Source organism: Streptomyces sp. ID05-26A (assembly GCF_033794685.1).
Classification (GTDB): domain Bacteria; phylum Actinomycetota; class Actinomycetes; order Mycobacteriales; family Pseudonocardiaceae; genus Lentzea.
The window spans coordinates 86,876-110,035 of record NZ_JARAYZ010000007.1 but is presented as its reverse complement, the minus strand read 5'-3'; the positions used below and the strand labels follow the sequence as shown (position 1 = coordinate 110,035).

General features: G+C 68.0%; 21 protein-coding genes. 12 read left to right on the top strand and 9 right to left on the bottom strand.

Features of this window, described 5'->3' with window-relative positions:
* Positions 1 to 121: 121 nt before the first annotated feature.
* Positions 122 to 1,402, bottom strand: coding sequence for a cytochrome P450 (locus tag PV646_RS40185; RefSeq protein ID WP_500347884.1), 1,281 nt, complete (start codon positions 1,400 to 1,402; stop codon positions 122 to 124).
* Between the two features lie 31 nt (positions 1,403 to 1,433).
* Positions 1,434 to 2,027 (bottom strand): TetR/AcrR family transcriptional regulator, encoded by a 594-nt coding sequence (locus PV646_RS40180; RefSeq protein ID WP_189155934.1) that lies wholly within the window; start codon positions 2,025 to 2,027, stop codon positions 1,434 to 1,436.
* Between the two features lie 154 nt (positions 2,028 to 2,181).
* Between PV646_RS40180 and PV646_RS40175 the strand changes: the two genes are divergently transcribed.
* The 8 genes from PV646_RS40175 (at position 2,182) to PV646_RS40140 (ending at position 13,146) form a co-directional block, all read left to right on the top strand.
* Positions 2,182 to 2,334: a hypothetical protein gene (locus PV646_RS40175; protein WP_500347883.1), complete on the top strand. Its 153-nt coding sequence runs from the start codon at positions 2,182 to 2,184 to the stop codon at positions 2,332 to 2,334.
* Positions 2,335 to 2,532: 198 nt separating this feature from the next.
* Positions 2,533 to 5,478 (top strand): PQQ-dependent sugar dehydrogenase, encoded by a 2,946-nt coding sequence (locus PV646_RS40170; protein WP_500347881.1) that lies wholly within the window; start codon positions 2,533 to 2,535, stop codon positions 5,476 to 5,478.
* A gap of 139 nt (positions 5,479 to 5,617) precedes the next feature.
* Complete coding sequence (locus PV646_RS40165; RefSeq protein WP_500347880.1) at positions 5,618 to 6,817, top strand: glutamate-cysteine ligase family protein; 1,200 nt, start codon at positions 5,618 to 5,620, stop codon at positions 6,815 to 6,817.
* Positions 6,814 to 8,103 carry an ergothioneine biosynthesis protein EgtB gene (gene egtB, locus PV646_RS40160; RefSeq protein WP_500347878.1) on the top strand — a complete coding sequence of 430 codons (1,290 nt, stop codon included), beginning with the start codon at positions 6,814 to 6,816 and terminating at the stop codon, positions 8,101 to 8,103. Before PV646_RS40165 ends, egtB begins: the two co-directional genes overlap by 4 nt.
* Before the next feature lie 37 nt (positions 8,104 to 8,140).
* Positions 8,141 to 8,833, top strand: a complete 693-nt coding sequence (egtC, locus tag PV646_RS40155; RefSeq protein ID WP_500347876.1) for an ergothioneine biosynthesis protein EgtC — start codon at positions 8,141 to 8,143, stop codon at positions 8,831 to 8,833.
* Entirely contained in the window at positions 8,830 to 9,801 is a 972-nt protein-coding gene (gene egtD / locus PV646_RS40150; protein ID WP_500347874.1) for an L-histidine N(alpha)-methyltransferase, read from the top strand. The genes egtC and egtD overlap by 4 nt, the downstream gene beginning before the upstream one ends.
* Before the next feature lie 63 nt (positions 9,802 to 9,864).
* Positions 9,865 to 11,460 carry an alpha/beta fold hydrolase gene (locus tag PV646_RS40145; RefSeq protein WP_500347872.1) on the top strand — a complete coding sequence of 532 codons (1,596 nt, stop codon included), beginning with the start codon at positions 9,865 to 9,867 and terminating at the stop codon, positions 11,458 to 11,460.
* An 84-nt stretch (positions 11,461 to 11,544) separates the two neighbouring features.
* Positions 11,545 to 13,146: an alpha/beta fold hydrolase gene (locus tag PV646_RS40140; protein WP_500347870.1), complete on the top strand. Its 1,602-nt coding sequence runs from the start codon at positions 11,545 to 11,547 to the stop codon at positions 13,144 to 13,146.
* Positions 13,147 to 13,204: 58 nt separating this feature from the next.
* Here the strand turns inward: PV646_RS40140 and PV646_RS40135 are convergent, their stop codons facing one another.
* Positions 13,205 to 13,924, bottom strand: coding sequence for a sulfite exporter TauE/SafE family protein (locus tag PV646_RS40135; RefSeq protein WP_500347868.1), 720 nt, complete (start codon positions 13,922 to 13,924; stop codon positions 13,205 to 13,207).
* A gap of 63 nt (positions 13,925 to 13,987) precedes the next feature.
* Between PV646_RS40135 and PV646_RS40130 the strand changes: the two genes are divergently transcribed.
* Positions 13,988 to 15,751 (top strand): LamG-like jellyroll fold domain-containing protein, encoded by a 1,764-nt coding sequence (locus tag PV646_RS40130; protein WP_500347866.1) that lies wholly within the window; start codon positions 13,988 to 13,990, stop codon positions 15,749 to 15,751.
* On the opposite strand, the gene PV646_RS40125 is transcribed toward PV646_RS40130, so the two are convergent.
* Positions 15,711 to 16,628, bottom strand: coding sequence for a sigma-70 family RNA polymerase sigma factor (locus tag PV646_RS40125; RefSeq protein WP_500347864.1), 918 nt, complete (start codon positions 16,626 to 16,628; stop codon positions 15,711 to 15,713). The two genes, PV646_RS40130 and PV646_RS40125, sit on opposite strands and share 41 nt — an antisense overlap.
* Positions 16,625 to 17,587: a helix-turn-helix transcriptional regulator gene (locus tag PV646_RS40120; RefSeq protein WP_500347863.1), complete on the bottom strand. Its 963-nt coding sequence runs from the start codon at positions 17,585 to 17,587 to the stop codon at positions 16,625 to 16,627. The genes PV646_RS40125 and PV646_RS40120 overlap by 4 nt, the downstream gene beginning before the upstream one ends.
* Positions 17,588 to 17,771: 184 nt before the next feature.
* On the opposite strand from PV646_RS40120, the gene PV646_RS40115 reads away from it, so the two are divergent.
* Positions 17,772 to 17,963: a S1 RNA-binding domain-containing protein gene (locus tag PV646_RS40115; RefSeq protein ID WP_500347861.1), complete on the top strand. Its 192-nt coding sequence runs from the start codon at positions 17,772 to 17,774 to the stop codon at positions 17,961 to 17,963.
* Between the two features lie 39 nt (positions 17,964 to 18,002).
* Here the strand turns inward: PV646_RS40115 and PV646_RS40110 are convergent, their stop codons facing one another.
* The 4 genes from PV646_RS40110 to PV646_RS40095 all read right to left on the bottom strand — a co-directional run bounded on the left by PV646_RS40110 (position 18,003) and on the right by PV646_RS40095 (position 21,752).
* On the bottom strand, positions 18,003 to 18,860 hold the full coding sequence (locus PV646_RS40110; protein ID WP_500347859.1) for a hypothetical protein: 858 nt from the start codon (positions 18,858 to 18,860) through the stop codon (positions 18,003 to 18,005).
* Entirely contained in the window at positions 18,857 to 19,318 is a 462-nt protein-coding gene (locus tag PV646_RS40105) for a hypothetical protein (protein WP_500347857.1), read from the bottom strand. The genes PV646_RS40110 and PV646_RS40105 overlap by 4 nt, the downstream gene beginning before the upstream one ends.
* A gap of 542 nt (positions 19,319 to 19,860) precedes the next feature.
* Positions 19,861 to 20,337 (bottom strand): hypothetical protein, encoded by a 477-nt coding sequence (locus PV646_RS40100; protein WP_500347856.1) that lies wholly within the window; start codon positions 20,335 to 20,337, stop codon positions 19,861 to 19,863.
* The gene (locus PV646_RS40095) at positions 20,337 to 21,752 is read right to left on the bottom strand and encodes a helix-turn-helix domain-containing protein (RefSeq protein WP_500347855.1); all 1,416 of its coding nucleotides are present in this window, start codon (positions 21,750 to 21,752) and stop codon (positions 20,337 to 20,339) included. The genes PV646_RS40100 and PV646_RS40095 overlap by 1 nt, the downstream gene beginning before the upstream one ends.
* A gap of 400 nt (positions 21,753 to 22,152) precedes the next feature.
* Here PV646_RS40095 and PV646_RS40090 point away from each other — a divergent pair, with 400 nt between their 5' ends.
* Both PV646_RS40090 and PV646_RS40085 read left to right on the top strand, forming a co-directional pair.
* Entirely contained in the window at positions 22,153 to 22,641 is a 489-nt protein-coding gene (locus PV646_RS40090) for a hypothetical protein (RefSeq protein WP_500347854.1), read from the top strand.
* Positions 22,642 to 22,650: 9 nt separating this feature from the next.
* The gene (locus PV646_RS40085; protein WP_500347852.1) at positions 22,651 to 23,049 is read left to right on the top strand and encodes a QcrA and Rieske domain-containing protein; all 399 of its coding nucleotides are present in this window, start codon (positions 22,651 to 22,653) and stop codon (positions 23,047 to 23,049) included.
* Positions 23,050 to 23,160 lie beyond the last annotated feature (111 nt).

The window sequence follows — 23,160 nt, the reverse complement described above, 5'->3', positions numbered from 1 at the left end:
GCGGCGGGTCTCCCTCTCGCTTCTAAGAATGCCTTACGCAGATGTGTCATTGGGGCACGAACATTGCTCCACGCGGGTGAAGTCGAGCACTGGCCGCAACAAATTTCGCCCCAGGTCAGCGTCAGTTCACTGCGAGTGACCGTTCGGTTTCGTTCGCTCGTACCGGAAGTCGCAACGCGCCGCGGATGAGCTTCGACTTCCTGCGCGTCACCGGGCCGTCCGCCGCGAGGTTCGGGAAGCGCTTGAAGAGCTCGTGCAGCGCCAGCGTTCCCTCGATGCGGCTCAGCCCCGCGCCGATGCAGTAGTGGATGCCCGCGCTGAACGCGAGGTGCTCACGCGCGTTGGACCGCGTCGGGTCGAACTCCAGCGGGTTGTCGAAGACGCGCGGGTCGCGGTTCGCCGCCGCCAGCATCAGCATCACCGGCATGCCCTTCGGCAGGCTCACCCCGGCGAGTTCGAGGCGTTCCTTGGGCCAGCGGATCGTGTACTGCACGGGCGGGTCGAGGCGCAGCACCTCCTCGACGAACCCCTCGGCGTACTCGGGGCTCTGCGCGAGCGGCGCGATGGTGTGCGGGTTCTCGAACGCCTTCAGCACGCCGTTGCTGATCAGGTTGACGGTCGTCTCGAAGCCCGCGAAGAGCAACAACCCCGTGGTGGCAACGAGATCCTCGCGGCTGAGGTCGTGGTGCTCCTTGACCAGGTGGCTGACGATGTCGTCCTGGGGGTTGCGGCGGCGTTCGTCGATCAGCACGTCGATGAAGTCGTTGTACTCGATGATCGTGGCGTGCAGGTCCTTCAGTTGCCGGTGCGACCACACGCCGTCGAGCGTCTCGGCCAGTGAGCTTCCCCAGCGCGCGAACAGGTCCTTGTTCTCGTCCGGCACGCCCAGCAGGTCCGCGATGACCTGGATCGGCACCTGCGACGCGAACTCGCTGACGACGTCGAACCGGTCGCCGAGCCGGTCGAGGTGGTCGGTCACGATCTTCTGGATGGACGCGGTGCGATCCTTCAGCGCCCGTGGCGTGAAGAAGGGCTGGACGAGCTTGCGCAGCCTCGTGTGGTCCGGCGGGTTCTTCATGAGGAACGAGTCCTGCACCGGGTTGACGATCTTCTCGCCGTCCTTGACCAGCGTGATCGGCACCATCGACGCCTCGTCGAAGGTCGCGGTGATGAACCTGTTGTCCCGCAGCACCGAATCGCAGATCTCGCGGCTCGGCGTGACGTACGCGCCCATGCGGCTGCGCACCATGTCGCCCTTCGCGCGCACCTTCTCGTACAGCGGGTACGGATCACGGTTCGGCGGCGAGGCCATGACGCCCGCGTACGGGTCGCCGAGCAGCGCGTAGCCGCGAACGAGCGTGCGCAGCGCGAAGAACTGGGCGGCGGTCTTCAGCGTGGACATGTGTCCACAGTGAGGTTTGTGCCTGGAACTCTCAAGAGCTGCGACGGTGTCGCCGCACGGTTTCCTCTACTAGATCGAGTACCGGCTCCATGTCGTCGGCCGGAAGTCCCATCGCGAGGTGCGAGACGAGACCTTCGAGGACGAGTTCGAGGAAGTTGGTCAGCACCGTCACGTCGACGTCGTCGCGCAGGTTGCCGGCCTCGCGCTGACGGATGAGTCGCTGCCGGGTCGCGGCCGTGAGCTGTTCGCTGCGTTCGGCCCACCTCGCCCGGAAGTCGGGGTCGGTGCGGAGCCTTCTCGACACTTCGAGTCGCGTGCCGAGCCAGTCGGCGGCGTGCTCCTCGGTCCGCTTCTCGGGTTCGTCGAGGAGGTCGCGCATGACCTGGACGAGACCCTGCTCGGCGACCACGTCCGCCATTCGGAGCGCGTCGTCCTCGGCCAGCGCGAGGAAGAGCGACTCCTTGTCGCGGAAGTGGTGGAAAATCGCACCCCGAGAGAGGCTCGTGGCCTCTTCGAGACGGCGTACCGTGGCACCCTCGTAGCCGTGTCGCGCGAAACAGGCACGCGCACCGTCGAGGATCTGACGGCGGCGGGCGTCGAGGTGGTCCTGGCTCACCCTGGGCACCGGTAGATGGTCGCAGGGAGAGGGTGGGAAATCCAATCCGTACGTACGGATTGGACAGGTCCATCTGTGTGATCTTCGACCTTGATCCCTTTCGTGTGGATCATCGGGCGGGCCTGCGCTGACGGGTGGGTTCGTGGCCATATCCTCTGCCGCCATGGACACGCAGGAGATCATCAAGCTGTCGACGCTCGCTGAGCGCCTGGGGTGGCAGCGGCGTGAGTCCACAGGCGTGCACATCGTGGATCTGCTGCTCGGGCGGACTGTGTCGGATCTGATCGCGGCGCTGGCGGAGAACCGGGACCGATGAGCCGGGTTCGTGCCCATGGGGACCGGGATAGGTGCCGGGTTCCTGGTAAGCGCTTTCCAGGCCTTCTGAGACGGGGTTGACTCAGCTGCCGCGTGGTGGTGTGATCTGCGCGACAGTCAAGAAAGTTTCTTGTCTAATAACTGAATCCGCCGCCGCTCCGTCGTGATCCCCCTACCCCGTCTTGTGGGAGGCACAACAGTGGCACCGAGTAGAAGCCGGGCGTTGCGCACGTTCGGCGCGATGGGTGTTGCCTGCACAACAGCCATCGCGGTGATGTCGGTACCGGAGTCGGCCCTCGCGGCGCCGGTGCGGTACGAAGCGGAGAACGCGACCCTCTCGCAGGGCGTGGTGGAGTCGAACCACGCCGGGTTCTCCGGGGCCGGGTTCGTGAACGTCGACAACGTGGTGGGCTCGTCGGTCGAGTTCACCGTCACCGCGTCGAAGGCGGGCCAGGCCAAGCTGGTCTTCCGGTACGCCAACGGGACCGCGGACAACCGGCCGGCCGATGTGAGCGTCAACGGTGCTCTCGCCGTCGACGAGCGCGCCTTCGCCGGTACCGGTGCGTGGACGACGTGGGTGTCGGCCGAGAACACGGTGAGCCTGAACGCGGGCTCCAACAAGATCAAGGTCACGTCCACCGGTGCCACTGGTGGCCCCAACCTCGACTACCTGGAGGTCGAGGAGATCGCGTCGGTCCCGGCTCTGGAGCAGGAAGCCGAGGACGCGACCATCTCGCAGGGTGTCGTGGAGTCGAATTGGGCCGGGTTCTCCGGTCGCGGGTTCGTCAACTACGACAACGTCATCGGTTCGTCGGTCGAGTACGTGATCAACGCCGAGTCCGGTGGTGAGCACGACCTGACGTTCCGCTACGCCAACGGGACGACGACCGACCGTCCCGTCTCGGTGACGGTGGACGGTGCCAACGCGCAGGCCGTGTCGTTCCCCGGCACGGGCGCGTGGACCACGTGGCAGACGCGGACCCTCAAGGTCGTGCTGCACGCCGGTGCCAACCGGATCAAGGCGACCTCGACGACCGTGAACGGCGGTCCGAACGCGGACAAGCTGACCGCCGTGCTGGTCGGCCCGCCGGACGACGAGGCGCCGACGCCGCCGCGCAACCTGCAGTTCGTCAGCTCCACCCACAACTCCGTGACGCTGAAGTGGGAGGCGGCCACCGACAACGTGGGCGTCACCGGCTACGACGTCTACCAGCACGGACAGCTCGTCACGAGCGTCGGCAACGTGCTGGAGGCGACCGCGACCGGGCTGCGTCCCGACGTGGAGTACGACTGGACCGTGTTCGCGAAGGACCGCGCGGGCAACGTCTCGCAGGCCTCGAACAACGTGCCGGGCCGCACCAAGCCCGCGCCCGTGGACAACCAGGCGCCCACCACCCCGGGCACGCTGCGCTCGACCGGTGCCACCTCGACCAGCGTCTCCGTCGCTTGGGGTGCATCGAGCGACAACGTGGCCGTCACCGGCTACGAGATCCACTTCGACGGTGCGCTGAAGCAGACCGCGGACGGTTCGGCCACGGCCGCCACCATCGCGGGCCTGGTCACCGGCCAGACGTACGCGGTGAAGGTGCGGGCCAAGGACGCGGCGGGCAACCTCTCGGGGTTCTCGAACGAGATCTCCGTCAAGCCGACCGCGGGTGGTGGCACGGGCGTGCCGAACCCCGGCACGGTCAAGCAGATCGCGTCCGGTGTCGACGTGGCGTGGGGGCTCGCGTTCCTGCCCGACGGCTCGGCGCTGGTGACCGAGCGCGAGACGTTCAACGTCCTGCGCGTGACCGAGGCCGGTGCCAAGACCGTCGTCGGCAAGGTGCCCGGCGCGGTGGGCACGAACGGTGAGGGCGGCGCGCTCGGCATCGAGGTGTCGCGCAACTTCGCCAGCGACCGGTTCATCTACGTCTACCACACCTACGCCGACGGAAACCGCCTGGTCAGGGCGCAGTTCGACGGCACGGGACTCTCCGGCTGGACGACGCTTCTGAGTGGTGTGCCGAAGAACCGGTACCACAACGGCGGGCGCCTGCGGTTCAGCCCGGACGGCCGGTACCTGTTCATCTCGACCGGTGACGCGCAGAACGGCAACAACGCGCAGAACCTCAACACCAACGCCGGCAAGATCCTGCGCCTCAACGCGGACGGCTCCATCCCGTCCGACAACCCGTTCCCCGGCAAGGCGATCTGGAGCTACGGCCACCGCAACGTGCAGGGCCTCGACTTCGACTCGCAGGGACGGCTCTGGGCCTCGGAGTTCGGCAACTCGCAGCAGGACGAGGTCAACCTCGTCACCAAGGGCGGCAACTACGGCTGGGAGCCCTGCGAGGGCACGATCGGCAACTGCGTCGGCACCGTCGCGCCGAAGAAGACCTGGTCGACCTCGCAGGCCTCACCCTCGGGCCTGACGATCATCAACGACTACGTCTTCGTGGCCACCACCGTCGGCCAGCGCATCTACCGGATGCGCATCGACGCCAACGGCAACCTGGTCGACCAGCAGATCTACTTCCAGGGCACCTACAACCGCCTCCGGACGGTCGAGGTGGACGCCGAGGGCGACATCTGGCTGACGACCACGACCGACAAGGACGGGTCGGCGGGCAACGACCGGATCCTGCACATCGACATCGTCTACGAAGGCGGCAGCGCTTTTAAGCTTTCGTCCACAGCCTTTGCAGACGACGCGATGATTCCGGCCAAGCACACCTGTGCCGGTGACGGTGCCGCCGGGCAGGACCCGTCGCCGCCGTTCGCGTGGGGTGAGTCCGCCGGGGCCACCGCCTACGCGATCGTGTTCGCGGACCGCGTGAACAACGGCAACAAGCTGCATTGGGCGATCTGGGACATTCCGGGTGCTTCGCGGTCTTTGCCGGAGAACCTCGGGTCCGGGTTCAGCGTGCCGGGCCAGGGCGGTGCCAAGCAGAAGGCGATGGAGTCGGGCGCCAATTCCCTGAAGTACTTCGGGCTTTGCCCCGGTGGCTCGACGAACCCGTACACGTTCACGTTGTACGCGTTGAACACCGCGACGGTGCCGGGAATCACCTCCGGTTCGTCGATGGCGCAGATCGAGACGGCCATCAAGAACGCGTCAACCGCCAACACGGTGTTGCGCGGCCGTTCGAATGCCAGGACGTAACTCCACCCTGTGAGACAAGTGCCCGTGTGCACGCGTGCACACGGGCACTTGTCTTGTTTCGTAAGGATTCGAGGGCTGCGAGTGTCAGACCCCGCGTGTAGCGTCGAACGGGCCAGACGATCACGGGGAGTGTGGCAGCGTGACTGCGTTGCGTAATCAACCGGCGCCGGCGAGGTTCGCCGACCGCGCCGAGGCCGAGGCTTATGTGGCCTCGGTCTGTTTCAAGCACGGGCCTCCGAGGCTGTTCGGCGTGGAGCTCGAATGGACCGTCCACCACGCCGAAGACCCTGCGAAGGTCCTCGATCGACACCGGCTCGCCACAGCGCTCGGCGAGCACGCACCACCCACGCTAGTACCGGACAGCCCCCAGCGGCCGCTTCCCAGCGGCACCCCGCTGACCGTCGAACCCGGCGGGCAGGTCGAGATCTCCACTCCTCCCTGCACCAGCCTCCCGGACCTCTTCCGGACGGTCTCCCAGGACATCACCCAGCTCACCGCCATGCTGGCGGAGCACGGCCTCGTGCTCGGCGACAAGGGCGCTGACCAGCACCGACGTCCCACGCGTCTGCTGCAGGTGCCTCGGTACGCCGCGATGGAGCACGCGTTCGGCGCGCTCGGCGACGACGGCATCTCGATGATGTGCAACACCGCGGGGCTGCAGGTGTGCCTCGACTTCGGTGAGGCCAAGCACCTGCAGGACAGATGGGCGGCCGTGCACCAGCTCGGGCCGGTGATGATCGCGTTGTTCGCGAACTCGCCGAGCATCGGTGGCATGCACCAGGGCTGGGAGTCCGCCCGCATGCGCGCCCTGTACGGCTGTGATCCCGTGCGCACCAGACCGAGTGCTGTGTGCGCCGATCCGGCCCAGGCCTACGCGCGAAGAGTCGTCGACACACCCGTGATCGTCGTGCGCGGTCCGAGTTCCAACTGGATTCCGGACCGCCGCTTCACGTTTGCCGAGTGGATGAACGGGGCACACGGTCGTGCTCCCACGAGCGACGACCTGGACTACCACATGTCCTTGATGTTCCCGCCGGTCAGGCCGCGCGGGTACATCGAGGTCAGATACCTCGACACACCCGCGCCGGGCGGGTGGATCGCGCCGAGTGCGCTGCTCGTCGCGCTGTTCAGCGATCCGTCCGTTGTGGACGGTGTGCTGGCGGCGACGGAACGGGCTGCCGGGCGGTGGCTGGTGGCCGCACGGCACGGGTTGGCGGACGAACGCATCGCGCGTGCCGCGAAAGACGTTGTGGCGCTGGGCATCGAAGCCCTGCCCCGCACGGGTCTTTCTCACGATCAGATCAGCGCCATCGGCCGTGAGCTTGAGGGGAAGCTGTGACCGAAGAACTCCGCGAGCGAGTGGCGGAGGAACTGTTGCGTTCGCGCGCGCGTTCCACCGCTCTGACCGACGCCGTCGACGAGCACGACCTCGTCCGGCAACACTCGAAACTGATGTCGCCGCTGGTCTGGGACCTGGCGCACATCGGCAACCAGGAAGAGCTGTGGCTCGTTCGCGACGTCGGCGGACGCGAACCGGTGCGCAGCGACATCGACGAGTACTACGACGCGTTCAAGTTCTCCCGCAGCGTGCGGCCCGAGTTGCCGCTGCTCAACCCGCGCGAGACCCGGCGGTACGTCGGGGACGTGCGCGGCAAGGTGTTCGACGTGCTGGAGAAGGTGCCGCTGGAAGGCCGCCGGCTGGTCGAGAACGGGTTCGCGTTCGGCATGATCGTGCAGCACGAGCAGCAGCACGACGAGACGATGCTCGCGACGCACCAGTTGCGCACGGGTGAGCCGGTGCTGCACGCGCCCGCGCCGCCGCCGGGAAGCCTTGTGCCGGCGACGGAAGTGTTCATTCCGGGCGGACCGTTCGAAATGGGCACCTCGGACGAACCGTGGGCATTGGACAACGAACGGCCCGCGCACGCCGTGCACGTCGACTCGTTCTTCATCGACACGACGCCGGTCACGAACGGCGAGTACGCCCAGTTCATCCTCGCCGGCGGGTACGACGATCGTCGCTTGTGGACGGACGAGGGCTGGGAGCACCGGACGACGGCGAAGCTGGTCGCGCCCCGGTTCTGGCAGCGCGAGGAGAACTCGTTCGTGCGCAACGCGTTCGGCGTGGTCGAGCCGATCGTGCCGGACGAGCCCGTGGTGCACGTGTGCTTCCACGAGGCTCAGGCGTACGCGACGTGGGCGAAGAAGCGCCTGCCGACGGAAGCCGAGTGGGAGAAGGCGGCCCGCTTCGACACCGCGGCCGGCCAGACCCGCCGGTACCCGTGGGGCGACGAGGATCCGTCGGAGGAGCATGCGAACCTCGGTCAGCGCCACCTGCGCCCGGCCCCGGTCGGAGCCTATCCGGCGGGAGCGTCACCCGCCGGTGTGCACCAGCTGATCGGTGACGTGTGGGAGTGGACGTCGAGCGACTTCGGGCCGTACCCGGGCTTCGAGGTGTTCCCGTACAGGGAGTACTCCGAGGTCTTCTTCGGACCGGACTACAAGGTGCTGCGCGGAGGCTCGTTCGGCACCGACAAGTCGGCGGTCCGTTCGACGTTCCGCAACTGGGACTACCCGATCAGACGGCAGATCTTCGCCGGCTTCCGCTGCGCCAGGGACGCCTAGGCCGATGTGCCGCCATCTGGCTTACCTGGGCAGAGCCATGCCCATCGCGAGCCTGCTCTACGACGCGCCGCACTCGCTGGAGCACCAGTCGTACGCTCCCGGCGACATGCGGGCCGGGGGAACCGTGAACGTCGACGGCTACGGCGTCGGCTGGTTTCCCGGCCCGGTGCGGTACCGGCGGGCGGGCACGTTGTGGAGCGACCCGAACCTGCGTCAGCTCGCTTCGGCGGAGTCGACGGCGTTCCTGGCTGCGGTCCGCTCGGCGACCACGGGCATGCCGGTGAGTGATGCCGCCTGCGCGCCGTTCACCGACGGCACGTGGTTGTTCAGTCACAACGGACGCGTCGACGGCTGGCCGGACACCGTTGCGGGACTGGCGAAAACCCTCGACGTGACCGACCTGCTCACGATGGACGCGCCGACCGACTCCGCGCTGTTGTGGACGGTCCTCCGACGTCGCCTGGAGACGGGGAAGAGCCCGGATCAGGCGCTTGTTGAACTCGTGCGAGAGGTGGCGAACGCGGCTCCGAGGTCGCGCCTGAACTTCTTGCTGACCAACGGAGAAGTGCTCGTGGGGACGACGTGGACACACGCCCTGTGGGTGCTTCAACGGGGCGAGGGCGTGACACTCGCGTCCGAACCGCTCGACGACGACCCGGGCTGGCGGGAGATCCCCGACCGGCACGTGGTCACCGCCGTTCCATCCACTGTGGAGGTTCGACCACTATGACCGAGCCGGTGCTGGACGTTCATCTCACTCCGGAGGACGCCGCACACGCGCTACGTGCCGACGTGCGGGCCGGACTGACCGCGAGCCCCAAGTGGGTCTCGCCGAAGTGGTTCTACGACGCCGTCGGCAGCGCGTTGTTCGAGGACATCACGAGGTTGCCCGAGTACTACCCGACCCGTGCCGAACGGGAGGTGCTCGCGGAACGCGCGGGCGAGATCGCGGCGGCGACGGGCGCGCATTCGCTGGTGGAGCTGGGTTCCGGCTCGTCGGAGAAGACGCGGCTGCTGCTCAGTGCGCTGAGGGAACACGGCACGTTGCGGGAGTTCGTGCCGCAGGACGTGTCGGTGTCCGCCCTGACCGAGGCCGCGCACGCGATCATGGCGGACTACCCGGGGTTGCGGGTGCACGGTGTGGTCGGCGACTTCACGCAGCACCTGTCGTTGCTTCCGGGTGAGTCGCCGCGCCTGGTGGCGTTCCTGGGCGGCACGATCGGCAACCTGATCCCGGAGGAGCGGGAGAAGTTCCTGCGCACGGTCAGGGACGTGCTGGAGCCGGGGGAGTGGCTGCTGCTCGGCACGGACCTGGTCAAGGATCCGGGCACGCTGGTGCGCGCGTACGACGACGCTCAGGGCGTGACGGCGGAGTTCAACCGCAACGTGCTGAACGTGCTGAACCGCGAGGTCGGCGGAGACTTCGACATCGACGCGTTCGAGCACGTGGCGTTGTGGAACGCCGAGCAGGAGTGGATCGAGATGCGCCTGCGGGCCAGGCGGGCGATGACCGTGACGCTCGCCGAGCTCGGGCTGACCGTGGAGTTCCGCGAGGGTGAGGAACTGCGGACCGAGGTCTCGGCCAAGTTCCGCGAGGAGGGCGTGAAGGGGGAGCTGGAGGACGCCGGATTTTCGCTGCACCGCTGGTGGACGGACGCCGAGGGGCGGTTCGCGGTCTCGCTAGCCCAAGCGGTGTAACCCAGGTCACAACCCGACGATAGGCGGGTACTGGCGGCTCACCTTCGGTGGTGGGCTGGTTCGATGATTCCTGCGTCAACGCGTGCCGTGCGCGTGGCGCTCGTCAGTGCCCTCGCGCTCGGCACCGTCATCACCGGCCTGGGCAGCGCGTCAGCCCAGCCCGAAGCCACTTCCGCCGTCAGACCCGCCGCCTGGGGCCCGTGCGCGGCCGACGTGCTCGCCGAGATCCCCGCCGCCGAACGCACGAAGGTCAGCTGTGCGGTCCAGGCGGTGCCCGTCGACCACTCGCGGCCGCGCGGGGACTCGACCGGCGTCGTCATGATGAAGCGCCCCGCCGGCGACCCGGCGAAGAAGATCGGCTCGCTGTTCATCAACCCCGGTGGCCCCGGTGGCGCCGGCCTGATCTACAGCGCGTACGGCTCCAGCTTCTTCACGCCGGAGATCCTCGAGAAGTTCGACCTCATCGGCTTCGACCCGCGCGGTGTCGGCCGCAGCGCGCCGCTGCGCTGCTTCCGCACGCAGGAAGAGGCCGACGCGGTGAACGAGGGCTGGTACGCGCTCCCGATCACCCGTGACGAGATCGCCAGCTCGATCCGGCAGTCCAAGGTCTACACGGACTACTGCGGGATCAACGCCGGCCCGCTGCTCAACCACATGTCGACGGAAGCGGTCGCACGCGACCTCGACGTGATGCGCGAAGCCGTGGGGGACAGGCAGCTCACGTACGTCGGCTTCTCGTACGGCACGCTGCTCGGCGCGACCTACGCCAACATCTTCCCGTCGAAGTCGCGTGCTCTGGTGCTCGACGGCAACGTCGACCCGCAGCTGCGCCTCACCAACGGCGCGCAGTACGACCGTGAACGCGCCCGCGGGTTCGAGATCGCCCTCGACGCCATGCTGAAGCGCTGCGACTCCGTCGGTGTCGAGCGGTGTGCGTTCGCCGGTGGTGCGCGCAAGAAGTTCGACGACATCCGCGAGTCGCTGCGCAAGGCCCCGACCACGTTGCCCGGCGGCGCCGTCGTCACGCTGACCGGTCTCGTCGGCCGCACGGCGAGCAACCTGTACAGCCCGACGACGTTCAAGGCGCTGGCCACGTGGCTGCAGTCGATCCACGCCGCCCAGAACCCCTCGGCTGTCCTGACGGCTCAGTCCGTTGTGGACGTTCCGATGCTGAACAACCTGGGTGGCAGGGCTGACGTCCGGGTGCTGCCGGAGACGCCGTACACCAGTGACGACTCGTACTACGCCGTCAACTGCATCGACAAGCCGTTCTCCCGCACGAACCGCAACTGGGCGCAGACCGCGGACAGGTGGGAGCGGGAGTCGAGGACGTTCGGCCGCTACCAGGCCGCGTCCGACCTGCTCACGTGCCCGACGTGGCCGGCGCGCCACCCGGACCGCTGGATCGGGCCGTGGAACAAGCGCACCAAGAACCCGATCGTCGTGGTGGGCAACTACTACGACCCGGCGACGCAGTACCTGTTCTCGGAGCGGATGGCCAAGCAGCTCGGCAACGCACGGCTGATCAGCGTCGACGCGTTCGGTCACTGCATCCTCGGTGACTCGGCCGGTGCCGACGCGGCGGTGACGCGGTATCTCGTCGACCTGGTGGCACCGGCCAACGGTCAGGTGTTCCAGCCGAACGCACAGCCGTTCTGATTCCCGGCCCGCCCGCCTGTCGCCGGGACACAACCCGACGATAGGCGGGTACAAACGGTGCACGGTCGGTGATGGGGTGCATCCGTGACGTCATCATCTCCAGTGCGTGTCGTGCTCGCGAGCGCGCTCGTGCTCGGCACCATCGCGTCCGGCCTGGGCGTGTCCTCCGCCCAGGCCGAGACTTCTGTCAGTCCCGCTGCCTGGGGGCAGTGCGCGGCGGACGTTCTCGCCACCCTTCCCGCGTCCGTGACGCCCGAGGAGCGCGCCAAGCTCACCTGCGCCGTCCAGGAAGTGCCCGTCGACCACTCGCGCCCGCGCGGGGAGAAGACCGGCATCGCCATGATGAAGCGCCCGGCCAACGACCCGTCGCGCAAGATCGGTTCGATCTTCCTCAACCCCGGTGGCCCCGGCGGTTCCGGCCTGATCCGCGGCGCCGTCTCGAAGAACTACTTCCAGCCCTCCGTGCTGGACCGGTTCGACGTCATCGGCTTCGACCCGCGTGGTGTGGCCCGCAGCGCCCCGATGCGTTGCTTCCGCACCCAGGAGGAGGCCGACGCGGTCAACGAGGGCTGGTACTCGCTGCCCATCACCCGCGACGAGATCGCGAGCTCGATCCGGCAGTCCAAGGCCTACACGGACTACTGCAAGATCAACGCCGGTCCGCTGCTCAACCACATGTCGACCGAGGCCGTCGCCCGTGACCTCGACATCATGCGTGAGTCGGTGGGCGACAAGCAGCTCAACTTCGTCGGCTTCTCGTACGGCACGCTGATCGGCTCGACGTACGCGAACATCTTCCCCTCCAAGACGCGCGCGATGGTGATCGACGGCAACGTCGACCCGCAGCTCCGCCTGACCAACGGCGCCGAGTACGACCGCCAGCGCGCCGACGGCTTCGAGATCGCGCTGGACGCGATGCTGAAGCGCTGCGACTCGGTCGGCGTCGAGAAGTGCGCGTTCGCCGGTGACGCCCGAGGCAAGTTCGAGGCCATGAAGGCCGCACTGGCCAAGGGCCCGGCGACGTTGCCGAACGGCACCAAGGTGACGCTGTCCGACGTGGTGGGCCGGGTCGCCGGTGACCTGTACTCGATCGCCCGCATCGCACCGCTGGCCGCCTGGTTGCAGAGCATCCACACCGCTCTGAACCCGTCGCTCGCCTTCAGCGTCCAGTCCACTGTGGAGCTCGCCGCGCCGCTGAACAACGCCGCCGGCCGCATGGACGTCGACCCGCTGCCGGACACCCCGTACACGGCGGACGACTCGTACTTCGGCGTCAACTGCATCGACAAGCCGTTCTCCCGCACGAACCGCAACTGGGAGCGGACCGCGGCGAAGTGGGAGAAGGAGTCGCCGACGTTCGGCCGCTACCAGGCCGCGGCGGACCTGCTGACCTGCGCGACGTGGCCGGCGCGCCACCCGGACCGCTGGATCGGGCCGTGGAACAAGCGCACCAAGAACCCGATCGTCGTGGTGGGCAACTACTACGACCCCGCCACGCAGTACCTGTTCTCGCAGCGGATGGCCAAGCAGCTCGGCAACGCGCGGCTGATCAGCGTGGACGCGTTCGGGCACTGCATCCTCGGCCGCTCGGCGGGCACGGACGCGGCGGTCGCGAAGTACCTGGTCGACCTGGTCGCACCGGAGAACGGCCAGGTGTTCCAGCCGAACGTTCAGCCGTTCGCCTGATCCGGTTTTCGCAGGAAGCGGTGGCGGTGCTCGTGCAGCACCGCCACCGCGGGGACCTTCACAGCAGTGCGCTTCTCACGATCAGCACGACAGCGCTCGTTCCCGCGACGACCAGCATGGGCGTCCGGATGCCCTTGGCGTCGAACCTCTTGCGCAACGGCCCCGAAAGCAGGAACCCGGCCACCAGGAACGGGATCAGCAGCACCCCGCTCCACAGCTGGTGCGCCGTCACGTTGCCGGTCGCGGTCAGGCCGATGATCGACGCGCCGGAGCCCAGCACGAAGAACGCCCCGAGCGTCGCCCTGACCTGCGGTCCCGCCTGGTTCTGGTAGAGCAACGCGACCATCGGCCCGCCCACCGCCGTCGCCGTGCCGAACGAGCCGCTCGCGAACCCGGCCGTGACCAGCGACTTCGGGTGAGGCTCCGGACGCCAGGCCGTGATCGAGAGCAGCACGCAGGCCAGCACCGAGCCACCGACCACGAGGCCGAAGCCCTTCGGGTCGAGCGCGTCGACGATCAGGATGCCGACGACGGTGCCGGGCAGGCGGCCGAGCATCGCCCAGCCGACGCCGCGCCAGTCGACGTGCGTGAACTCCCTCGCGAGCGACAGCGACGCGTGCGCGGCGGCGATCATCAGGACCGGCACCGGCAGCAGCGCCGGATCCAGCAGCGCGAGCAGCGGCACGGCGACGAGCGCCAGGCCGAAGCCGATCAGTCCTTGCAGCAGCCCTCCGAACGCGACGACCACACCCGCAGCGAGCAACAACCCCCAGGACATAGTTCGCGATGCTATCCACCGTTGTTCGCCTGGTGTTCGCAGAGCGCACCTACGCTCCGCGCCATGACCGCGTCCCGCCGTTCCTTCCTGCTCGGCACCGGTGCCACCGCTGCCGCTGCCGCCCTGGTCACGCCTGGTTCCGCGGCTGCGGACAACGTTGTCGGCGGCCGTCCGGACCCCGAGTCGCGGCGGTTCACGCTCGCCGTGATCCCGGACACGCAGTACATGTTCGACCTCGACCGCGGCGACTCGACGCCGTTGAAGGCCACGCTGCAGTACCTCGTCGACCGCCGGAAGTCCGAGAACATCGTCTTCGTCAGCCACCTCGGCGACCTGGTCGAGAACGGGCGCAAGAGCGAGATCGACGACATCAGCGAGCGCTTCGAGGTGCTCGACCGGCGCCGGATCGGGTACAGCGTGCTCGCGGGCAACCACGACCTGCCGGACTCGCGCCTGGACGACCAGCGCGGGCGCACGCCGTACCTCGACAGGTTCGGGCCGCGGCGGTTCCGCGACTCGCCGACGTATCGCGGATCGAGCGCCGACGGCTACAACTCGTTCCACGTCTTCCGCGCCGGTGGCAAGGAGTGGCTGGTCCTGGCGCTCGACTGGCGCATGTCCGCCAAGGGGTTCGAGTGGGCGCGCTCGGTGCTGGCTTCGCACGCCGAGTTGCCGGTCATCCTCACCACGCACGAGCTCGTCCACGACGGCGGTGACGGGGTGGCGGCGATGTCCGACTACGGGCGCCGGTTGTGGAATGAGCTGATCAAGGACAACGACCAGATCTTCCTGACGTTGAACGGGCACTTCTGGCCGCCCGCGCGCACGACGTTGCAGAACGCCTTCGGCAACGACGTGCACGTGCACATCACGAACTACCAGGACCGCTACTACGGTGGCGGCGCCATGATCCGGCTCTACCACTTCGACCTGGACCGCGGTGTTGTCGACGTGCGCACCGTCTCACCGTGGCTGCTCGGGAAGAAGTCGCTCAACCCGTTGGAGCGCAAGGAGACCGAGCTGACCGGACCGGCCGACCGGTTCAGCGTACCGATCGACTTCGAGCAGCGGTTCTCCCGGTTCGACCCGCCGGTGCTGCCCGCTCCGCAGCCCGTCCGTGACGTGCTGGTGCGCGGCACGGTCGCGTACTGGCGGCTCGGCGAAGGGCTGAAGGACCTGTCGGGCAACGGGAACGACCTGCGGCAGGTCGGCTCGTTGACGGCCTCGGACGACCACAGCCGGCTCGCGCCGTCGCACCGTTCGCTGTACTTCGGCAAGGACGGCTATCTGTCCACCGTGGACTCGGCGCCGGTGAACAGGGAGACGTTCGAGCGCGGGTACACGGTCGAGGTGTTCCTGAAGCTGCCCAACGGGTTCAACCATCCGTGGTGCGGTCTGCTCACGAAGCTCGCGCCCGGATCGGCCGCCGGCAAGACCGGAGACGACCCGAGTGAGCCGATCGCGACCCTGAACGTCGCCGGGGGCGGTCAGCTGCAGTGGGCGGTGTTCCCGCGCAACCTGCCGGGCATCTCCACCAACTGGGGCCACGAGATGGCCTACGAGACGTGGTGGCACATCGCCGTGGTCAACGACGGCGTGCACACGACGCTGTACGTGGACGGGTCTCCGTTGCTGCGCAACCCGTCCACGCCCGCGCGCGGCATCTCGACCGCCGGTGATCCGTGGCTCGTCGGTGCCTACGCGTACAACAGGGTCGTCGAGAAGTCGTTGCACGGCTGGGTCGGTGACGTGCGGATCGTCGGCCGGGCGTTGGACCGCTCGGAGTTCATGCGGTCGAAGGCAGCCCGAACTTCGGGAACAGACTGAGGTCGAAGAACGACGAGACGCGCGTGATCCGGTCGGTCACCTCCAGGACCTGGAGGTTGAACGGCCGGAACACGCCGTCCTCCGCTCGCAGGTACAGGCCGAAGGCGGGCTGGCCGTTCGCCTCCGTGGCGATCATCCTGGCGCCGTGCGGAACGGCCGGGCACTGGTTCGTGAGGTGCCACGCGACCATCTCGGGGCCCCGGTAGAACTGCGGGTACGGCGGCATCTCCCAGATGACGTCCTCGGCGAACATGCCGATGATCGCCGGAACGTCCTTGGCCACGAAGGCCTTCACCCACCGGTCGAGCAACGGCTTGGCGTCCGCCGGTTCGACGACCTCGTCCTCGGTGAGGTCCTTGAGCTGTGCGTGGGCCCGTTGCAACGCGCTGTTCACGGCCGCGACCGTCATCTCCAGTTCGTCGGCGGCCTCCGCGGCGCTCAGCTTCAGGACGTCGCGCAGGACGAGCACCGCGCGTTGCCTCGGCGGGAGGTGTTGCAGGGCCGCGACGAACGCCAGCCGGGTGGACTCGCGTTCGCTCACGATCGCGGCCGGATCGGTCGGGAACGGCTCCAGCCACGGGATCTCGTGGTCCTGCGTGAGCGGGTCGTTCTCCGTGCTGCCCTGCGTGCCGAGCCCGAACGGCAGCGGGCGCCTCGTGCGGCCGTCGAGGGCGGTGAGGCAGGCGTTCGTGGCGATCCGGTACAGCCAGGTGCGCACCGACGAGCGGCCCTCGAACCGGTCGTACGACTTCCACGCGCGCAGGTACGTCTCCTGCACCAGGTCTTCGGCGTCGTGCAGCGAGCCGAGCATCCGGTAGCAGTGCGCGAGAAGCTCCCGTCTGAACGGGTCCGCGGCGGTCGCGAAGTCCACTGTCACTCCCGCAGCCTAACCGCGTTTCCCAGTCTGCCGACGAGGATCTCGATGTAGTCCTTGAGTTCCTCCGGTTCGTGCACGTCGAACTCGAAGCCCAGGAACAGCAGGTGCCACACGATCCGTTCGAGCGCGTCGGCGCCCGTGCGCATGAGGCACGAGTTGTCGTCGATCGGTTCCAGGGCCGCGGACATCGGCGTGGTGCGTTCCGCGACTGCCTGCATGGGTGCGTGGATCGTGAGCACGGCCTGGTAGGTGTAGACGCTGGACGCGACCTGCCGCGACACGAACTCGCCCAGGGACTCCGCGGGCGGCGGCCGTGGCGTGAACCGTGCGGCCGGGGTGGGCTCCTCGCTGATCCGGTCCACCCGGAACGTTCGCCAGTCCTCTTTGGACACGTCCCACGCGACCAGGTACCACCGGCGGCCGGTGTGCACGAGCCCCTGAGGTTCCGCGAGCCGCTTCGAGGGCTCGCCCCGCGTCGGGGCGTAGGTGAACCGCAACTGCTGGTGGTCGCGGCAGGCGGCGGCGATGATCGTCAGCGTCTCCGGGTCGACGGTCGGGCCCGCGGCCGGCAGGGGAGTGGTGTGCGTCTGGAGCGCCTGCACGCGCCTGCGCAACCTCGTCGGCAGCACCTGTTCGAGCTTGGTGAGAGCACGGATCGACGTCTCCTCGATGCCCGCGATCGACCCGTTCGCCGCCGTCCTGAGCCCGACCGCGACGGCGACCGCCTCGTCGTCGTCGAGCAGCAGCGGCGGAAGTTCCGCGCCCGCCCCGAGCTGGTACCCACCGGCCGCGCCCGGCAGTGACGTGACGGGGTAACCGAGGCTGCGCAACTTGTCGACGTCACGACGGATCGTGCGCACGTCGACGCTGAGCCGCCCGGCGAGCTCCGGGCCCGTCCAGTCGCGCCGCACCTGCAACAGCGAGAGGAGCTTCAGCAGCCGTGCGGACGTCTCCAGCATGTGATGGATTCTAGATTCCATTGCGGACAACGGCCTGCGGTGGCTAGGGTTTGCGTCATGACTGCCGGGTCGGCCTTGTGCCGTGAGCGGAACGGTTGCCCGGCCCTGACTTGATCAGGGCCCCTCCAGCCCCCGCGCTTGTTCGTTCGTTGGACACGCGCACTGGGAGAGGAGGTGATGCGCAATGCTTCCCAACGTTGGTGATGTCTTTTCGGGGAAGGTCGTCTCGACCGTTCCCTTCGGTTCGTTCATCGAGCACCCCGCCGGTGCACATGGGCTCCTGCACGGCCGGCAGGCCAAGGTCGGTGCCTCCGTGCAGGTGAAGGTGCTCGCGGTGGACGCCGAGCAGCAGCGGTTCAGCCTGGAGCTGGCGTGACGTGAGTGCTCGGGCAGAGGCGCCCTGCCCGGGCTTTCGTCACGGTCTCCGGTAGTCCGCGCATTCACCGGTCAAGCGGTCGTGCAGGGTCTTGCGGTGCCCTTCTTCGAGGGGTGCCGGCCCGAGCGCGTCCGCTGGACTGGTGACCTCGTGCAGCAACCTGTAGAGCACCACATCCGTTGCTGTGTAAAGCCAATCGTCCGCCTTGCCGGGCGGCGCGGCCGGTCCGAGCATGTTCTCGAACCACGCCGGGAACAGCAGATCCCTCGCCACCGCGTCCTCGATGCGGGTGCGGATCTGGTGCCGCGTGTGCTTGATGGCCTCGTTGCCGGCCGACTTGGCGACGGTGTCCTTGGCGTGCGTGTCGTCGCCCGGCGGCTCCGGGCGTTCCTTGTTCGTGATGGCTCGCCACTGCTTGTAGTGCTTGCGCCACAACGCTTCTGCTGCTGGCGGGAGGTGGGTGAGGGCCTCGGCCGCGTCGATGGCTTCCGCGGCCTGCCTGTCGTACTCGGCGATGGCCTTGCGGGTGTCCTTGGCTTCCTGCGGGGTGAAAGTCCTGCGGGCGTACGCTTCCTGGCCCTTGAGGATCTTGGCCAGGTCCGGCTGGTCTATCTCCGGCCAGTGGTCGAAGTCCGCCTTCTGGGTTTCGCCCGCTCGCACCTTTCTGTTGAGCGCCACCAGCAGGCGTTCCAGGCGGTGCACGCTCTCCGCCAGCTCCGTCACGCGGTCGTTGGTCTTGGTGAGCTTGCGGGTGTTGTCCTTGAGCTGGTTGGTGTGAGCCAGTTGTGCGTTGGCCGCCTCCGACTGGGTGTTGTCGAGGCGCGTTTCCAGGGACTTGAGCTCTTTCTTGAGGCGCTCGGTCTTGTCTTCCAGGGCCTTGAGCGGATCTATGTTCATTTGAGCGTCCTCCAGGCCCACCAGGCGATCCCCGCGGCGGTGATGAGTGTTGCCCAGCCGTTGAGGAGTGGGGTCAGGAGGGTGGCTGTCAGGGCCGCTGTGATCGCCGCTGTTCTGGCCCTGGGTTCCCAGATCTTTTGTCCTGTGGGGTCCACCAGGACTGCTGCCGCTGTGGCTGTCGCGGTGAGGAGGGAGAGCAGGGACCAGGCGTCGAACCAGGCTATGGAGATGATCAGGGCTGCTGCTGTGGTCGCGATGGCCGTCGCACGGTTCGGGGTGGTCAGCCTGGCGGCTTCGACGTCTCTCCTGGCCTGCATCACGGCTTCGACTTCGTCGTTCGCGGTGGTCAGGAGGGTGCGGAAGTCCGGGGTGCCTGGGCTCGCCGAGTGGAGGGCTTTGAGGGCTGTTCGCAGGGAGTGCTGGCGGTCGGCCAGGCGAGCGAACGGATCGGCTGCCATGCCCTGAAATCGTGATCAAGCGGGGTGGGTGGGGCTAGGGCTGGGAGGGGAGTTGGTCCGGTTGCCGACGAACTTCCCTCGCCCGGCCTAGTGGGTGGGTGGTCAGCTTTGCGATCCGCGACCTTGTCTCGTGGTCGCCTTGCGATCCGCGACTTGGCGGGTGGTCGCCTTGCGTTCCGCGACCTTGCGGGTGGTCGCCTTGCGAGTGGCGGGTCGCTGCTGCGTGCGTCCCCTGGGGGCGCTGCCCCCAGACCCCCGGCAATCTGATCAGGGGGCCCGCGCCACCCGTAGGTAGATGGCACGCCTGTTGCTCAGGGCGGCTGCCTGTTGCTTAGTTTGGTTGCGTTGGCGGCGGGGTCCCATCACGAGTCACACCAAGAGCGGGCCACATGTCTGAAGGGGTGTCAAGCAGGCGAAAAGCGTGCCTGCTTGACACCCCTTCAGGCATGCAGCAAGTGCTATGGCGCGACTCGTGATGGGACCCCACCGCCTGGACCGCCTGCTAAGGACGGCTCGCCTTCGGCTTCGCTGGCAGCGTTCGGCTACGACTTGCGGCGGGCTTCTGGGGGCCAGACGACCTCGATCGGTACGCCGGACGCTCGTGCTTGTTCCACCACGTCCGCTGTGCCGCCCTTGCCCTGTGCTGGGATGCCGTCCCAGACCGCGACCAGGACTTCTACCGAGGCGAGCATTCGTTCGTTCGCTGCCACGTAGGCCAGGCGTCCGCTCGACATGTGCGGGAGGACGCTAACCACGGTGGCCGCTGCTCGTAGTTCGTCGTAGTCGGCCACCTGGTGTGGTTTCAGGCGGTCGCGGTAGTCAAGGGCCGGGAGGACTACCTCCACCTCTCCACCCAGGGCGAGGACTGCTCTGGCGAAGACCTGGTCTGCGCCTGGAGCCAGGCAGGTCACGCCCACCAGGGTCGTGCCCAGCTTGGTCAGGGCCTCCGTGATGGCGGCCTGGACGGCTGGGACGCACTCCGGGACCAGGTTGCTGTGGCCGGTGATGCCTACTCGCATCAAGCTGTCCGGATCGCTCTGATCGCGTCCCTGGTGTCCTGCACGGCGGGGATGTGGCGGTGCCGTGCCGCTTCCTTGGCGAAGTCCTCCAGTTTGCGGAGAACGCGCCCCGAGGAGAGCTTCGCCGCTGTCGGCAGGACCTCGTTGATCAACCCGCACGCTGCCTCCGGGTCTCCCGCGACCATTTTGGTGCGCGCCAGTCCGATCACGTCGAATGCGCGGTTGCGCACCTTCGACGGGTCCCGTAGTGCCAGGGCTCGCCGGATGTGTTGTTCGGCGAAGACTGCCTGGGCCGGGTCGTGCATGGCGAGGTCGCGGCAGCGGGCGCCGATGACGCCCTCCAGCTCGGCCTCGTCGAAACTGTGCAGGTAGCGCGGTTCGTTGTCCGCGTTCCGTTGCGCGAAGCTGTCCTGCGCCATGCCCACTGCCTGGTGGAACTCGCGGGTCTTGCCCATCTGGGCGTAGGCCCAGGCCTCGCGGGTCAGCAGGAGCGCCTTGAGCGTGGGTGTGCCCGTGCGGCGGGTGCCGTACTGGCCCAACTGGACCAGTTCCAGGCCGTCCTCGGGGCGGCCCAGGTCGAACATCTGCCTCGCCATGGCGGCCAGGCAGAGGGCCGCGAAGCCGTCGTTGTGGCCGGCCTTGGCCATGCGGATGGCCAGCACGTAGTAGCGCTGCGCCGCGTTGTGCAGGCCCGCGTCGAACGACATGCTCGCCGCCACCTTCGACAGTTCGGCGCCGATGAAGAACGCGCGTTCCGTCGTCGGGCCGGACGGTGCCCTGCCCAGGCGTTCGGCCAGTTCGTCGAGCTGACCCAGGACCGCCTTGCGGGCCAGGCCGTAACCGCCTCTGCCGCCCCAGCCGCGCAGGCCGTCGGCCACGCGTTGCAACGCGTACAACTCCTCCTCGCTGATCGCCGAGTGCGACGACCACTTCGACAGGTTCTGCAGGGGGTGCAACCACCGCTGCAGCGGCTCGACCAGTGCGGACCCCACCGTCACCGCGGCGGCTCCGGTGAGCGCCGCTCGTCTGCTGATCGCCAAGTCGCTCCTCGCCGTCTCCTCGACCGAACGGGCAATGCTCGTCGCCTCCCAGGGGGCGGCGAGCACGTCTGGTGGGCCCACCAGGAGGGAGCCCACCTGAGCTGGGATGACGACTCGGTCGAACCACAGTCGTTCGCCCGGTACACCGAGCACTTGTGCGAAATGGCGCAGCCGGTCGAGGCGGTCGATCTGGTTCTCGCCCGACTCGTAACGCGAGAGCTGCGCCTGGCTGATCCCGAGCCACGCCGCCATGCGGTCCTGCGTGACCCGGCTCAGGTGCTGGGGGTGGTGCCGGTACGCGGAGATCAGCGCACCCATGTCGCGGTCGATGCACGCTGCCGCGATCGCCGGGTGGTCCCAGAAGTCGTTCGGCACTTCAGGTGCTCCGTGCACGTCCGCACGAGCGTTGCGGCGGCACCGGTGACACAGCCGATCGGAGTTGTCGGCGGCGATGAACGCCCCACAAGGGCAAGCGCGTCTGGATGTGGGTCTCGCTGCATCCATCGGCCTCGCCCCCGTCACTGAGCGTTTCCCCAGTGTACGGAGGTGTGATCGTCAGTCCATCCATCTCATGCATAAGACGTAATGGATTCGCGTGTCGCAGTCCTGGTGCCCCCGCCTGGCGGATGAGCTTCATACGTCCGCTGCATGAGCCGCATGCAGCGGGCGAGTGGTGTTGGCGGGAACCGAGAAGCACCCTGCACAACGTCAGGCTGCGGGTCGATCCCCGTGGCGTGGCCAGTGCCTGACCCACCTACGGGGAGGACAACCGCCGATGAGCCTCACGACCGCGGAGACCGGTACCGCCGGGATCCCACAGAACAGGGGACACGCACGTGCGATCGGGGAGGCCGTCGCCGGCTACCGGTTGCTCGGCTGGCAGGTGACCATCACCGAGCAGGGTGTGTTCCTGCCACTGGGCCCCGCCACGACAGCTTTGGCGATGCCGGCGAGGATCGGGTCGAGGGTGCTGGCCGACCTGAAGTCCCGGATGCTCGCCGGACCGGTCACGGTGATCCCCGGCCCCCGCGAACACTGGATCTTCCTGGCCGAACTGGTGGCGTTGCTGCCGACGCACCTCAAGGCGCCACCGGAGGTCCAGTTCGTGCGATCGCCGCACCGGATCGCCCTGCCACCGACGATGACCAGGTACGGGTCGCTGCGCTGGGCGAACCCGCCGTCGCACTCGCGGCACTGGTTCCCGCCGTTCACGGCCGTGCTGGCACTGGCCCGGACGGCCGCCGCGGAGGACCAGCGCCGATAATCGGTGCTCGTGGATCGACGAACTGTGTTGTTGTGTGGGCTCGCTGCCGCTCTGAGCGCCTGTGGCGAGCCCGCTCCTCGCAAGACGGGTGGTGCCGGGACCGCCCGGCCCGGTGATCGGGTCGTGGCCGTCTCCGCGGTGCCCTCCGGCTCCGGCTTGCTGGTGGACATGCCCGGCAACGCCCAGCTGTTGGTCGTGCAACCTCGATCGGGTGAATTCCGGGCGTTCAACCCGGCCTGTCCGCACGTCGGTTCCCTCGTGAACCCCCCTGCCGCCGGAGTGATCACCTGCCCGTTGCACGGGAGCACGTTCGACCCCTCTTCGGGTGCCGTCCGCAAAGGACCTGCGACTTCGGGACTGACCGAGGTCGCTCTCGTGCGTTCCGGAGACGATCTGGTGCTTGGCTGAGACCTGTGCATTTGCTGTGCATCGGTGCTCTCGCTGAACTCTCGCCGACCGATTCGCGTAATGCTGTGGTGTAACCCCGAACACCCTCACCACCACCACGGAGGATCGGTC

What these genes read in the sequence shown, in the direction of transcription:
- PV646_RS40185 (WP_500347884.1), bottom strand. Translation starts at nt 1,402, where the DNA reads ATGTCCACGCTGAAGACCGCCGCCCAGTTCTTCGCGCTGCGCACGCTC.
- PV646_RS40175 (WP_500347883.1), top strand. Translation starts at nt 2,182, where the DNA reads ATGGACACGCAGGAGATCATCAAGCTGTCGACGCTCGCTGAGCGCCTG.
- egtC (WP_500347876.1), top strand. Translation starts at nt 8,141, where the DNA reads ATGCCCATCGCGAGCCTGCTCTACGACGCGCCGCACTCGCTGGAGCAC.
- egtD (WP_500347874.1), top strand. Translation starts at nt 8,830, where the DNA reads ATGACCGAGCCGGTGCTGGACGTTCATCTCACTCCGGAGGACGCCGCA.
- PV646_RS40145 (WP_500347872.1), top strand. Translation starts at nt 9,865, where the DNA reads ATGATTCCTGCGTCAACGCGTGCCGTGCGCGTGGCGCTCGTCAGTGCC.
- PV646_RS40135 (WP_500347868.1), bottom strand. Translation starts at nt 13,924, where the DNA reads ATGTCCTGGGGGTTGTTGCTCGCTGCGGGTGTGGTCGTCGCGTTCGGA.
- PV646_RS40130 (WP_500347866.1), top strand. Translation starts at nt 13,988, where the DNA reads ATGACCGCGTCCCGCCGTTCCTTCCTGCTCGGCACCGGTGCCACCGCT.
- PV646_RS40120 (WP_500347863.1), bottom strand. Translation starts at nt 17,587, where the DNA reads ATGCTGGAGACGTCCGCACGGCTGCTGAAGCTCCTCTCGCTGTTGCAG.
- PV646_RS40115 (WP_500347861.1), top strand. Translation starts at nt 17,772, where the DNA reads ATGCTTCCCAACGTTGGTGATGTCTTTTCGGGGAAGGTCGTCTCGACC.
- PV646_RS40110 (WP_500347859.1), bottom strand. Translation starts at nt 18,860, where the DNA reads ATGAACATAGATCCGCTCAAGGCCCTGGAAGACAAGACCGAGCGCCTC.
- PV646_RS40105 (WP_500347857.1), bottom strand. Translation starts at nt 19,318, where the DNA reads ATGGCAGCCGATCCGTTCGCTCGCCTGGCCGACCGCCAGCACTCCCTG.
- PV646_RS40100 (WP_500347856.1), bottom strand. Translation starts at nt 20,337, where the DNA reads ATGCGAGTAGGCATCACCGGCCACAGCAACCTGGTCCCGGAGTGCGTC.
- PV646_RS40090 (WP_500347854.1), top strand. Translation starts at nt 22,153, where the DNA reads ATGAGCCTCACGACCGCGGAGACCGGTACCGCCGGGATCCCACAGAAC.